Here is a 13,956-nt window from a genome sequence, read left to right as displayed (position 1 = left end):
GGTCAATCCTGGGGTGCGCCCTGCTTGATGCGCTCGTAGAGCTGCCGGTAGTGCTCGGCCTGCTCAAGGTCGTTCAAGCTGTAGTGGATGCCTTCGAGCCCTTGCAGGGTTTCCGGTCGATCGCCGCGCATCGCGTGGGCCTTCTTCATGTACGGCAGCGCCAGCCGGAAGAACTCTTTGCTCACCTCCTGTATCTGCTCAATGTCGGGGATGGTGTTGTCGGGCGAGATCTGCATGATGCGGAAAACGCCGCGGTTGTAGTACAACGTGGCAAGATTGTAGGTGGCGCCGTAGTTGGAGGAGTCGATGGCAAGTACCTGCTCATAGGTGGCTATCGCCTTCTCGTACCAGATGGTGCTATCGCGCGCCGCGTTGTAGCGCTTGGTGTACAAGGTGCCCAGCGCGTTCAGGAACTCCACGTCCCGTGCTAGCAGATCATGCTTCAACCCCATGAGCACCACGGCCTCCTTGTACTGCCCGTAGCGCTCAACGGCCAGGTCCGCGTTCATGGTGTTCAATGCCTTCACAGCATCGTTGTACAGCGTTTTGGACAGGAAATCGTAGGCCTGGCCAGCGTTCTCGCGGTACAAGCCTGACGTGTCGGTGCGGCTGCACTCGTGGAGGCTGCTGAGGGCGGAATTGCGCAGTTCGTGGGCGGTTGGTGCCTCTGGGGCTGCCTTGTAAAGATCCTTGTACACGAAACCACGAAGGAGCCAGGCTTCCGGATCGCGCAGCGAACCGTCCTGGCGGACAACGTCGTCGATAAGCGTACGTGCACGCTGCAGATCGCCTTCCTGGTACACCCGCAAGGCCTCGGCGAATTTGTCCTGGCCCAACATGGGCATGGGCAGCAAGGCGCACAAGAGGGCTATGTGGATCGCGCGCATCATTCCACCACTTTGTGTGCGAGTTGTTTCAGGGTGGCGCCCACCTCGAGGCGGTGCTTGCGCGCGTGGGCCATGCCAAGCTCGAACTTCAAGGTGTTGTCCACCACCACGAAGTTCACCACCGAACCGTCCTCGATCGCGTCCGGGTACTCGGTAAGGATCAATGTGGGCTTCCCCTCAAGACGCTTATAGATGGACGGCAGCATGGTAAGGTGCTCCTTGCCAACGAAGAGCATGTGGCAATTGGCGTCCCCCAGATCGAGCAGTTTGCGCACCTCCACCTGTTGCTTGCCGATGGTCTTGGTGGCGTACTTCTTGATCAGCTCCTGATAGAGGTTCGCGCCGCCGATGATGCCCACCACGAAGTTGCCGTTGCGCATGGAGGCGTCCTTCCACTCCACCAGCTTGGCGATGTTGTAGATGTAACTGGCTTGCACCACAGCCGTGGTGTCCTTCTCAGCATCGCGCTGCTGGCCGTTGGAGCAGAACAGCACGGGGATGAACAGCAGCATGACCGCCCGGGGCCAACGCCACGGCATGCCGGGCCGAGTACTTTCGGCGGGTCCCGCCGTCGGTGCGGTCAGCAACAGGTCCGTGCACATGTCCATCTATCCAAGGCAAAGTACCTGCGTGCGCTTGCTGGCCATGCTTTCCATGGCGTGCATCTATCCACACGTGGGTGTTGAAGTGAAGGCCCAAGCGCCAACTTTCCTCGCCATCGATCAGGAAGCCCGGCACGGGGCCAAAGGCTATGAGTGGCTCCGGCACAGTACCCAGCGCGACGGGCACCGCCTAACGGGCACTCCGAACGGCGCCCGTGCTGAGGTGACCGCCGACAGCTTGCTCCGGGCATCGGGCCTGGACAACGTCTCGTTCTTCCCGTTTTCAGCCAATGCGTGGCAACGGCGCAGCGTTCGTCTTGTGGTGAACGCTGGGCGCTCGGACACGTTGATCACGGCGGTGGCTCTTGCGCACACGCCCGACTCGTCGCAGGTTTCCGCATTGCTGGTGGATGTAGGCAATGGTCTGGCGGCCGACTTCGAGCGCGCGGGAACGACCGTGCGCGGGAAAGCGGTGCTGATGAACATCGGTCTGCGCCACGCCCCGGAAGGCACGCACAACCTTCATCGCAGTGAGAAGACCGCCCTGGCCATCGCCGCCGGTGCCTCGGCCATCGTCTTCGTGAACAACGTGGACGGCCATGTGCTGCTGACAGGCACAGCTTCCGTGGATGGCCTGCCCATCAGCATACCGGCCGCTTGTGTGAGCAGCGAGGATGGCGTGTGGTTGCGCGCTGAGCTCGAACAAGGTCGCACACCCGCCATCGATCTCTCAATGACCAATAGCAACGCCGTGGTGACGGCCCGCAACGTCATAGGGGAGATACGTGGCAGCACCAAGCCCGATGAGGTGATCATCATCGGCGGTCATCTTGATTGCTGGGACCTGGCCACGGGGGCAACGGACAATGGGCTGGGCTCGTTTTCAATCCTTGACCTGGCGCGCTGCTTCAAAGCCTTGGACCTTAAACCCGAGCGCACCATCCGGTTCGTCATGTTCATGGGCGAAGAGCAAGGCTTGTTGGGCTCAACGGCTTTGGTGGAGCATCTGCGCTCCACAGGCGAACTGGCCAACGTGAAGTGCATGGTGAACCTGGACATGACCGGTGGTCCGTTCGGGTTCCATGTGGTGGGTCCCGATGGCTGGAGCGATCTGGTGCATTCCATCGGTACAGAGATTACCGCAATGGACAGCACGTTCAGGAACGAACTACGGACAGAGGCCGGATTGCACAGCGATCATCAACCCTTCATGCTCCACGGTGTCCCGGTCATCGCACCGTTGAGCGACCTCGGCGGGCATGTTTACGGCTGCTACCATAGCAGCTGCGACGATATCCACCTCGTGGACCCCCGCCGCATGGTGGACAATGTGCGGTTCACCGGCATGCTGCTCTGGTCGCTGGCCAACGCGCCAACCTTACCGGGCCACTTCACGGACGATGCATTGCGCGATCGCTTACGTGCTGACGGCCTCGAAGACAAGTTGAAGCTCCAGAAGGAGTGGCGCTGGTAGGGCTCAGCCCTTCTGCACCCCGACCTTGATACGCTTGCCGGGCTTGAGCGACTTGCTCGAAAGCCCTTCGTTCATCCGGCGGATCTCCTCCACGGTGATGCCCGGATGGCGCTGTGCGATGCCCCAGAGCGTGTCGCCCTGTTGCACAGTGTAGTAGATGTACTCCTCGCCCGTGCGGGACGCTGCCGGCTGTTCGGCCTTGGTGGGTTGGGCTTCAGCTGTTGGCTCAGCCTTGGCGGCCACATGCAGAGCCAAGCGTTGGCCGGGACGGATCGTATTTCCGCGCAGGTTGTTCCAGTTGCGCAGCTGTGCCACGGAAACACGGTGCTTGTTGGCAATGCTCCCGAGTGATTCGCCGCGGCGCACCGTGTGGTACTTCTTTGTTTGCGCCAGTTGCTCCTGCGCGGGCACTGCAGGTTGCGCAGCGGGCTTCCACGCCAGCATCAACTGCTCCTCGTTCGCGATGTACGCACCCACTTTGTCGTGAGGCAAATACAGTGTCACGGGTTGCATGGGATCCGCAATGAAACCGCGCTTATGGACGGGGTTCAACAGAGCGAGGTCTTCCTCCTTCATGTCCAACACCGCGCCCAGCAGTTTGAAGTCCAACGGGTAGCACACTTTCACCGTATCGATCTCGTAAGCGCAGTAGTTGGGCGCCAGCGGATAGAGGTTGTGATCAGTGGCGTGGTTGAAGATGTAATTCACCGCTATGAAGGCCGGTACATAGCCACGGGTCTCTCGCGGCAAGTGATCGTACACCGCCCAATAGTCCTTGGTGCCGCCAGCGCGGCGGATCGCCTTGTTCACGTTGCCGGGGCCGCAGTTGTACGCTGCGAGCGCCAACTCCCAGTTGCCGTAGATGGCATGCAGGTCCTTCAGGTAGCGGCAGGCGGCATCGGTGCTTTCGTAAACGTCGCACCGTTCGTCGGTGTAGCTGTCCACGTGCAAGCCGTACATCTTTCCGGTGGGTTGCATGAACTGCCACAGGCCGACTGCGGCTGCGCGGCTCTTCGCCCCGGGGAACAGCGCACTCTCCACAACGGCCAAGTACTTCAGTTCCATGGGCATGTCGTGGCGGTCGAGGGCTTCCTCGAAGATGGGGAAGTACTGTTGGGACAAGCCCAACATACGACCGGTCTGTTCGCGCTTGCGTACCGCGTAAAGCTCGATGTAGCTCTTCACCACCGGACGGTAGGTGAGGCTGAAGGGCGTCCGTTGGTCCAGCACGGCCAAGCGATTGCGGTACACATCGTCGCTGAAGCGGGGCGTGTCCGTCATTGCATAGCGGTGCACGTTCAGTGCGGCCACATCGGTGGAGAAAGGATCGTTCTTCACCCAAGGGAGCTGGGCAAGACGGTCCAGCTGCTCCATCACCGGATCGTCGGTGGCAATGGCAAAGGGGACTTCGTACTGACCGGTCGCGGGCGCAGCGTCGGGTTGTGCCAGCGCGGCCGTGGAAAGGGCCAGCGAGGCAGCAAGCAGGAGAGTGCGTTCGTTCATGGAGGAGCGCAAAGTACCCTTAGTACGCAGGATCGCCCGGGATGTTGTACCAGCGGCGCATCAACACCGGTATGTGGAAGCGGTGGGGCAGGGAGCGGTGCGACTAGCGCAGGGCAAGCGGCTTCTCCAACTTCCAAGCCACAAGACCGAAGCCGAGGAGCACTATGCCGCGGATCGCATAAGCCACTGCTCCTTCTACGGGTACCTGCTCACACCCCCACCACAGCGCCACCCCACCGGCCATGTACAGCAGCACCCGCGTCACGTTGTACGGCACGGGGTAATGCTTTTGGCCCCATGCGTAGCTGATGATGGCCATGCTGGCATAGCACCCAAGTGTTGCCCACGCCGCGCCCATGTACCCCAGGATGGGGATGAGCACGAAGAGCAGCACCAGCGTGATGCCCGCACCGACAAGGCTGATCGTGCTTCCCGCGCGCGTGCGGTCCGTGAGCTTGTACCACACACTCTGGTTGTAGTAGATGCCCAAGAATACGTTCGCGAGCATCAGGATGGGCACCACCCGCAGTCCCTCGTGATAGGCTTCATTCGGGATGAACCACTTGAACAGATCCAGGAAGAGCATCACCACCAGGAAGGCCACCATGCACACCGCCACGAACACGTTCATGATGCGCGCAAAGGTCTGTTTGCTGTCCTGCTCTTTGGCATGGCTGAAGAAGAACGGCTCGGCGCCCATGCGGAACGCTTGGATGAAAAGCGTGATGAGCACCGCCAGCTTGTAGCACGCGCCGTAGATACCGATCTGTTCATCGGCGGTTCCCACGGGCAACAGGTATTTGAGCACGGTGCGGTCAGCCGTTTCGTTCACCATGCCGGCAAGTCCCGCGATCGCGAGCGGGGCTGCGAACACGAGCATGGGCTTCAGCAGCGACCTATCGAGTGCAACGAACGATGGCCATTGCGGCACCACCATCAGGAACTTGACGGCGCTGGCGATGAGGTTGATGAGGAAGACGTGGCCCACGCCGATGCTCGGATCGTGCTGTTTGGCGTAAGCGAAGTAGTAGAGGCTAAGCACCACGGTGACGCCCACGTTCGCCAAGTTCACCAGTACGAAACGCCACGGCCGGTTCTCCTTGCGCAAGCGGGCCATGGGCAGTGCGGTCATGGCATCGAGGCCCAAGGCAAGACCGAGCATCCACACCAACTTGCCGTGCATCGGATAGCGCATTCCAGCGGCAAGGGCATCCGGGAAGAACAGGCATACAAGGGTGAAGAACAGTGAGAGCCCGGCGACGGAGAAAAAGGCGGTGGCGTAGGAGGCCCCCTCCCGGCCTCCCCCAGTGGGGGAGGAGGAGTACTCCGAACCAGCGTTGTGCAAAGACGCGAACCGGAAGTAGGTCGTCTCCATACCGAACGTGAGCAGCACATTGATGAATGCCGCCCACGCATAGAACGAGGTGATGACACCGAACTCCTCCGGCGCGAACACGCCCTTGCTCGTGAGCAGCGGCGTGAGCAGGAAGTTGAGGAACCGCGCAACAACGCTGCTCAGCCCATAGATGGCTGTCTGACCGGCGAGCTTGCGGAGGGTGCTCATGGGGCCAATCGGTTCTCCAGGTCCATGCGGCCATGCAGCACACGGATGATCTCGATGGATTGTTCGGCTTCGTTCACACGATAGAAGACCAAATGCGATCCGGCCTTCTCGCCATAGTAGCCTGCCCGCACATGTCCGAAGTCTTTGCCTTTGTGCAGACTGCCTTGGACCCTATCGAACGCATCGAGGATCAGGTGCAAATACCGGTCGGCCTGTTCCACTGACCAATGCTCAACGGTGTAGTTCCAAATGCCCTCCAGATCTTCAGCAGCCGCACGGCTGACTTTCAACTTCATCCTTTCCGCGTGCGCTTGCGGTGAAGGCCGTTCAAGAACTCCTCACGATGGAATTCGGGCACGAACCCGGCCCGCTCGCCCTTCTTCAGCTCCTTGATAAGGCTCTCCTGCTTTGTTTCCTCCACCTCGAAGAGGCGCAGGGCTGCACGAATGACTTCACTGACGGACGTGTATTTCCCTGACTTCACTTGTTGGGCCACAAAGGCCTCGAAGTGGTCGCCAAGCAGTATTGAAGTGTTCTTGGACATGGGTGATGGATGAACGCAAAGCTACCACGCGTTGGTACGCGGGCCGCGCTTCCGTGATCCCGACTGCTCTGCCGTTCAGCCGGTACATGGTTGTCTGGCCGGCGAGTTTGCCGAGTGTGGTCACTTTCTGAAATCGTACTCGAACTTCCTGAACGGGTACCAAGTTGATTCGCGACCGACACACTTTACTCCTGTCTTTGACAACGAATCGACCAGGGGGGCAAGGGTGCGGAGACTCCGTTCGGTCAATTCCTCGACGCTACCACTCTTCAGATAGAGAATCAAACCAGGCCAGCTCGTGAATCTGTTCTCCATCGTGCATCGGCTGTACGCCTCGACATCACTCAGCCTGATCACACGCGTGCGGCGAAGCAGCGCAGAGAGCCTCCAGAAGCTCCCGTCGGCAGCGATGTGGATAGTAGTTGGTCGATAGTAACCTTCGAGAAAGCAGTAGACGCAGAAGAACCCAATCAGGCACAGGAAGAAGAGATAGGCCAAAAGGGAGGATAGAGGCTTGTCGGGAATCCGGTCGAAGTGGAATATGAGCAACCCTGTCATCCCAATGACGCCCAGAGCGAACAGGCCACCTAGCAGCACATGCAATCCCCGCATGAAGTGATTCGGCCCAATGCGCGTTGTCCAAGTGGGCGATTCGCTTCTCACGCCCCCGTGAAATTCGCCTTCCTCTTCTCCATGAACGCGCTGGTGCCCTCCTTGAAGTCCGCGGTGCCGAAGCACTTGCCGAACTCCTCGATCTCGCGTTGCATGCCGTTGGCGCCCGGCTCGTAACCGGCGTTCACCGCGCGGATGGCGGCAGCGAGGGCCGTGGGAGAGTTCTTCATGATGGCGACTGCAAGCTCGTTGCACTTGGCGAGCAGGTCGGCTTGTGCTACAACGTGGTTCACCAGTCCCCATTGCAGGGCCTCGTCGGCTTTGATCATGCCAGCGCTGAAGATCATCTCCATCGCCTTGCCCTTGCCGACCAGCCGCGCCAAGCGCTGCGTGCCACCGTAGCCGGGGATCACACCGAGCGAGACTTCCGGCAGGCCCATGCGAGCGTTGTCGCTCGCCACGCGCACGTGGCAGCTCATGGCCAGTTCCAATCCGCCGCCCAATGCGAAACCGTTCACCGCGGCGATCACCGGTTTGCTCATGTTCTCCACGTGGTCGAAGAGCTTCTTCTGGCCATCGGCCGCAAGTGCTCGGCCTTCTTCCACGGCGAAGTGCGCGAACTCCTTGATGTCGGCACCCGCAACGAATGCCTTAGGGCCACTGCCCGTGATGATGAGCACGCGCACGCCCTTGTCGCCGTCGGCGGCGGTCAGCGCTTGGTCCAGCTCGGCGATGGTGTCGCGGTTCAGGGCGTTGAGCTGGTCGGGGCGGTTGATGGTGATGGTGCGGATGCCATCGGCATCGGACACCAGAAGGTTATTGAATGACATTGGGGCGAAGGTATCGGACCATTGGATGGACCCACCTAACGGTGCGGGTCGACCTCGCGGTCACTCCAAGACCACCCGTTGCGACCTGCTCGCTCCCTTCGTGCTCAACTTAACCAAGTACACACCACGCGGCAGATGGCCGACATCCAGCCAGAGATCGGTGCCGCCCATGGCTGCGCTTTCGACCTCTTGTCCTAGCGCGTCGATGACCGTGGCCCGGGTATCCGGGTATGGCATCGGCGTCGTGATCCTGACCTCGTTCGTAGCGGGCACCGGGCTGATGATGAAACCCTGAAAGGGAAACTCATTCAACCCACTTCCATCCCCAGCCAGTTCCAGTATCCACGTGTCCAAGCCACCATGGTTTCCTGACACGTCCCCATTATTAGAGGCGGTGATGCCGGAAACAAGGAAACCACCATCCGAGGTGATGCGAATGCTTGAAGGGTGGTCAAGGCCCGAGCCACCCAATGCCCGCTGCCAAGCAAGAGCCCCGGTGTTGCTGACCTTCGCAATCCACGCATCACCATTGCCTTGGTTGTTGGTCACATCACCATCGTCGGAATAACTCAATGCCCCGATCACACAACCACCATCAGGTGTCGCAACGAATGCGCCTCCTAGAGACCCGTATTCATCGAGCCCTGTGCCACCAAGGCAAAGCTGCCATTCAATGGTCCCGGCCGGGGCTAGCTTCACCACCCACGCGTCTTCCATGGCGTCTTGGGCGGTGCCGTGGTAACACGGGGCATCCGCTCCGGGTCCTAGCAGACCACCCCCGATCAAATACCCACCCGTTGCAGCAAGTGCCATGTCGAGCACGCTGTTCCCATAGAGGCCGCCGAGCGACTTCTCCCATTCAACCGCGCCGGATTGGTCAAGTTTCACTACCCACCAAACGAGCCCTTGGACATTGTTGACCAAGTCACCATCCATGGAGCATGACCTCGCGGAGGCGATGAACCCACCGTCAGGGGTTTCCAATACGTCTTGTGCGAACTCATCCTCATAACCACCCAGGGTGCGCTGCCATTCAATTGCGCCCATTGAGCTCAACTTAACGACCCATAGATCATCGTTCACTCCGTTTTGTCCGATCCCAGCGTGCCAACCCACCACGTCGCCATCCGGAGATTCAGTGTCGCCAACAAGGATGCAGCCGCCATCGCTTGTTGACACCATTCGCCCAATGAACTCGCTCCCTGATCCCCCGAGCGCCCTTTGCCATTGGATAGCACCCGTACCGTCAACTTTCACGACCCAAATGTCATTCCGTGCCTGGCCTTGGGAGTACCCGGGGTGCCAGCCCACAACATCCCCATCGTCGGACGTTGTTGTTCCAGTGATCAAGCATCCACCATCATTCGTCAATTCCAGGATGCTTGACCACGAGTCATCCACATAGCCGATCCCGTCCGACCCCGACCCCCCCAAGCAACGCTGCCATTCGATATCGCCAACAACATCCAGCTTCAACAACCAGATATCCGAATCACCGTGATGGCCCATAACATCCCCATCGTTCGAACTTGTCGTACCCAAAACCAGGTAACCACCATCGTTCGTTTGCCGAATGGCATTACTGAGCTCCCAAGAACTTCCGCCCAGAACTTTGATCCACTCATTGTTCCCGACGCCGTCCACCTTCTTTACCAGCACATCCGCGCTCCCATGGTTACCTGCGGCATCACCGTCAACCGAATAGGTGGTCGATACCATGACGAAGCCTCCGTCCATGGTCTGGATGACATCCGGTTGATCCTCAACATCCGCACCGCCCGAGCAGAGTTGCCATTGGATGGCTGGTGCTTGGGAAGCCGCAATGTGCGCGGCGAATAGCAGAAGCTGGACAAGAACAGCGCGGACCATCATCGTGCATATTTGTTCTGCTTTCAAAGAAAAGGCCCCAACAACCTGCTTGCGGCAACGAAAGGTCTGGCTTGTCAACAGCTACCGGTGCGCCTAAGAGCCCGTTTGGGATCTCTTCAAACGCGCTCTCCGGTCTCTTTTCCGCCCATGCTTCGCCGGAAAATGATCCCGTAGGCACCGCTACGCGAGGACTTTCCGGAAGCGCCTGAACGAAAAATAGCCTCGGAGCCCCTCGTTCAAGAGAACCCAAACAGGCTCTAAGAACTACCGCGCGAGCGGCAGGCGCACTACGAACTGCGCGCCCTGTCCCTCAACGCTCTCGTACCACACCTCTCCGCCCGCTTGTTCCACCATGCGCTTCACCATGGCCAGGCCGAGGCCCATGCCGCTGCTCTTGGTGGTGAAGTTCGGTTCGAAGATGCGATCGCGGATCTCCTCGGGGACGCCACTGCCGTTGTCGCGCACCTCCGCGACCGCGTGGTCGCCATCGCGCCGCAACACGACATCCACCCTGCCCTGCATTCCTTCGGGAACGGCCTGCAGCGCATTGGTGATGAGGTTGTTGAACACGCGCAAAAGGTGCTCGCGATCGGCCTTCACCACGAGCAGTTCAGCGGTACGGAGCGAAACCGCCGCGTCCGCGCCGTCGGAGAAGAGCGCCACGGCATTGCGGGCGACATCGTTCAGGTCGAGGATGGTTTCGTTGGCAGCGCCCATCTGCGCGAAGCGAGAGAAGTCGCCTGCCACACGGCTGAGTGCATCGATCTGTTCCACCATGCCCGTAGCGAAACGGTCGAGGCGTTGCCTTGCTTCCGGAGCGCTCGGGTCCCACGTGCGCTGGAAATGCTGGATGCCGAGCTTCATGGGCGTGAGCGGGTTCTTGATCTCGTGCGCCACCTGTCGGGCCATTTCTTTCCACGCGCTTTCGCGCTCGCTGCGGGCCAGTTTTTCGGCGCTCTCGTGCAGCTCCTGCACCTTGGTGTTGTACACGCGCACCAGTTCACCGATCTCGTCGCGACCGGTGTAGGTGATGCGCTCGTTGGTGCCGCGCAGCGCCATGCCTTCAATGCTGCGGCGCAACACTTCCAGCGGTCGGGTGGTCCAGTTGCTGATGAGGACGCCGGCCAGCAGGGACAATGCAAGCAGAAGCACGAACAAGTTGACGATGGCGGTAATGAGGCCCGTGCGCTCGGCTTCCAGTTCACCTTGGCGCGCGAAGGAGGGCAGGTTCACGAAACCGAGCAACGTGCCGGAGTTGTTCCGCAAGGGCAGATAGGCACTGCGGTACGCCGCGCTGCCGATGTGTTCCACTTGCACCACGGCGTTGCGCGCCCCGCCGGCGAGGGATGCGAACGCGACAGGATGCATGCGCTCGCTGAGCAGGCCCGCGGTGAACATCTGCGGGCGCGTGGCGGCGATGAGCGTTCCTTGCGGGGCGTAGATGTTGATGTCGGTGAAGAAGACGTTGCCGAACTTGTCGAGCAGGCGGCTGATGTAGGGGGCATTCTGCGTTGAGAGGAGCTGCTCTTCGCCCAACTTGTGCTGTAGTTCCACGGCAACGCTGCGGGCTTTCTCCTGCAATGCGGAATCGTTGCGCTGCGTGGTGATGCCGCTGAGCAGGCGTTGCGCACCGAGGCCGAAGAAGAGCAGCACCACAACGGAGAACGCAAGCAGTGCCACGCGCACTTTGCCGCCGAGCGAGAAGGCCGGCAAGCCGCCATCGCGTTGCACGGTGCGCACAACGAACGCGCCAACCAACAAGACACTGAAGAACGCGAAGAGCCAACTGAACGTGCTGGCCTTGTCGAGCAGGGTGGGCAGCGGTAACGAAAGCACCACCATGGAGCCGGTGGCATCGCCCAGCGCCAGCGATGAGCCTTCGTCACGCACGGACCAAGCACCAGTGGGCGAGACTTCCCCCGACCAGCGGAAGGGATGCTCGGCACCGCGCTGCTCGGTGAGGAGGCCTTGGTCGTAGCGGGCGAAGGCATAGCGGGCGGCGCGTTGTTCGGTGGTGCGCTCGCCGCTGAGGAGGAGCTCGGGATAGCCCTGCACGTCGCTCATGGCGCGCGGCAGTAGTTCGATGAGGAGCTGCGTGGGCGGACTGGTGTCGGTGGCCATGATGGCGACCTGCGCATGGTAGAATCGTTGCTGGCCGCTTTCGGTGTGGAAGTGCAGCTCGGGCATGTCGGCCACGGGAAGCGCGGGCGTGAAGGGCGCGTTGTCGGTGGCGAGGGAGCGGGCGGCTTCGTTGGTGTTGGAGCAGACGAGGCGGCCATCGGTGGTGAAGGCGTAGAGGTGCACGCGGTAGCGCTCCCAGTAGCCGGTGAAGAACTCCTGGCGCACACGGGCATCGAGTTCGTTGGGGCGGCAGAGCAGGGTGTCGGTGAGGAGGGCGTAGATGGCGCTGTCGTTGCGGAGGCGCGGTGCGGTGCTGCGGAAGAGCTGCTCGACGACGGGGTCCTGATCGGTGATGAGGCGCTCGGCGATGAGGATGCGCTCCTGCTGCTCGCGGTGCTGGGTGAACTTGATGAGGAGGTGCGCGCTGATGGCGGAGAGCGTGATGAGGGCGATGACGGCATGCCCGAAACGATAAGCGCGACGACGCCCGAGCACGATGATGATGAGCAGGGGCAGCGGCCAGAGCACGAGCAACAGGTCGTACACACCGCTGATGTGGTGCACGATGAGCGAGCCGAGGACAACGAGCGCAGAGGTGAAAAGTGCGTGACGCGTTCGGCCAACGTTGGACAGTGCGCGTGTGGTGGCGTCGGCGAGGAGGATCCACGCGGTGAAGAGGAGTGCCACGCAGAGGAGACCGATGGCACTGTGGACGTCGACGCGATCGAGGTGGTAGAGGTCCAGATCGATGGAGCTGTCTTCGACCAAACCGATGGCGAGGACCGTGATGCACCGGGCGAGCGCCAGCAGAAGTGCGGTAGCAAGGAGGCCGGTGGCCAGGGCGGCGCGAGGGCCTTCAACCTTAATGGGCCTGCATGAAGCGTGGATGAAGCGCGCGAGGATGGTGAGGAGGATGCCCGTGATGAGGAGGTCGCCGAGGGAGGGGAGCCATTGGCTGGTGGCGTAGAGCTGCGGGCCGAAGAGCTGCAGGCGGTCGAAGGGTTCGACGGGGTAGATGCGCATGCTGATCCAGCGGAGCAGCACGAGCACTACGATGAAGACGAGAATGCCGAGGGCGGCGTTGCGGCGCGCGATGTGCATGCTTGCCTTCCACACGGCGGCGAGCAGGGTGATGCTGGCGAGGATGAGCAACAGGGCGCGAGCGATGTCCCAGGTGTTGAAGGGCAGGCGCTCGGTGTTCCATGAGAGGCGGAACATGACGTGGCCTTCGGCATCGCGGACGACGGGGCCGATGCCGGGGGTGGTTTCGGCGATGACGCCGCGCGGCACACCGAGCGAGGGGTGGAAGCTGGCGCTGAGGTAGCGGTTACTGACGGGCGGCGCGGTGTAGACTTCCGCAGTGGCGTGCCAGGCGGGTTGCTGGCTTTCGAAGGTGTGCAGGAGGATGTTGCTGCCGGTGCGCAGGTGGGCGCGGAAGGTGCGGCGCAGGGTGTCTTCGGAGATGGCGCCGGTGGATGTCCAGAGGGCGAGTGTGTCGGCTTGCCAGGCCCAGTGGCCGATGCCGAGGTTTTCTTGCTCGGCGTGGAGTTCTTGCATGCGGCCCCGGAGGGCGCTGAGGCCATCGCTTTGTGCGGTGCGGTGCCAGGTGGTGGCGCGGGTGCGGAGGAGTTCGGCGCGTTGGGCGAGGCGCTGCTCGAGGTCGGTGGCGATGGATGCGAGGCGGTCGTCGGGGGAAGGGCCGCGGGAGAGCCATGCGGCGCCGAGCAGCAAAAGCGTGAGAACACAATAGCCCACAGCGCTGATGGTGGAACGGGCAGGTGGAAGCGGCTGCGGCATGGGGCGGTTGAAGACTCAAGTCACAAGTCTCAAGGCTGAAGGCTAAAGTTCAAAAGCTGAAGGCTGAAAGTTGAAAAGGGGATGCGCGTGCTGCTGTTGGCCTTTAGCTGTTGGCCGTTGGCTGGTGGTGCAAGGGAGGCATGGAGGCGCAAG

General features: G+C 61.2%; 10 protein-coding genes. 1 reads left to right on the top strand and 9 read right to left on the bottom strand.

The window, feature by feature from the left end:
- Positions 1-2: 2 nt before the first annotated feature.
- Positions 3-890 (bottom strand): hypothetical protein, encoded by an 888-nt coding sequence (locus tag IPJ76_07605; GenBank protein QQR88069.1) that lies wholly within the window; start codon positions 888-890, stop codon positions 3-5.
- Complete coding sequence (locus IPJ76_07600) at positions 887-1,495, bottom strand: YfiR family protein (GenBank protein QQR88068.1); 609 nt, start codon at positions 1,493-1,495, stop codon at positions 887-889. Before IPJ76_07600 ends, IPJ76_07605 begins: the two co-directional genes overlap by 4 nt.
- On the opposite strand from IPJ76_07600, the gene IPJ76_07595 reads away from it, so the two are divergent.
- Positions 1,488-2,963 carry a M28 family peptidase gene (locus IPJ76_07595; GenBank protein QQR88067.1) on the top strand — a complete coding sequence of 492 codons (1,476 nt, stop codon included), beginning with the start codon at positions 1,488-1,490 and terminating at the stop codon, positions 2,961-2,963. The two genes, IPJ76_07600 and IPJ76_07595, sit on opposite strands and share 8 nt — an antisense overlap.
- Before the next feature lie 3 nt (positions 2,964-2,966).
- Here IPJ76_07595 and IPJ76_07590 read toward each other — a convergent pair whose 3' ends face one another.
- From IPJ76_07590 to IPJ76_07560, 7 genes are all read right to left on the bottom strand, one after another.
- Positions 2,967-4,466, bottom strand: a complete 1,500-nt coding sequence (locus tag IPJ76_07590; protein ID QQR88066.1) for a LysM peptidoglycan-binding domain-containing protein — start codon at positions 4,464-4,466, stop codon at positions 2,967-2,969.
- Between the two features lie 103 nt (positions 4,467-4,569).
- A complete protein-coding gene (locus IPJ76_07585; GenBank protein ID QQR88065.1) occupies positions 4,570-6,030 on the bottom strand; it encodes a polysaccharide biosynthesis C-terminal domain-containing protein in 1,461 nt (486 codons plus the stop codon).
- Entirely contained in the window at positions 6,027-6,326 is a 300-nt protein-coding gene (locus IPJ76_07580; protein QQR88064.1) for a type II toxin-antitoxin system RelE/ParE family toxin, read from the bottom strand. Before IPJ76_07580 ends, IPJ76_07585 begins: the two co-directional genes overlap by 4 nt.
- Positions 6,323-6,574 carry a type II toxin-antitoxin system ParD family antitoxin gene (locus tag IPJ76_07575; protein ID QQR88063.1) on the bottom strand — a complete coding sequence of 84 codons (252 nt, stop codon included), beginning with the start codon at positions 6,572-6,574 and terminating at the stop codon, positions 6,323-6,325. Before IPJ76_07575 ends, IPJ76_07580 begins: the two co-directional genes overlap by 4 nt.
- 659 nt (positions 6,575-7,233) lie before the next feature.
- Positions 7,234-8,016: an enoyl-CoA hydratase/isomerase family protein gene (locus IPJ76_07570; protein ID QQR88062.1), complete on the bottom strand. Its 783-nt coding sequence runs from the start codon at positions 8,014-8,016 to the stop codon at positions 7,234-7,236.
- A 60-nt stretch (positions 8,017-8,076) separates the two neighbouring features.
- Positions 8,077-9,888 (bottom strand): T9SS type A sorting domain-containing protein, encoded by a 1,812-nt coding sequence (locus IPJ76_07565; protein QQR88061.1) that lies wholly within the window; start codon positions 9,886-9,888, stop codon positions 8,077-8,079.
- Positions 9,889-10,149: 261 nt separating this feature from the next.
- Positions 10,150-13,803, bottom strand: coding sequence for a GHKL domain-containing protein (locus IPJ76_07560; GenBank protein QQR88060.1), 3,654 nt, complete (start codon positions 13,801-13,803; stop codon positions 10,150-10,152).
- Positions 13,804-13,956 lie beyond the last annotated feature (153 nt).

Source organism: Flavobacteriales bacterium, from assembly GCA_016699575.1.
Classification (GTDB): Bacteria; Bacteroidota; Bacteroidia; order Flavobacteriales_F; family PHOS-HE28; genus PHOS-HE28.
The sequence above is the reverse complement of the archived record's forward strand: the minus strand, read 5'-3'. Positions and strand labels throughout refer to the sequence as shown.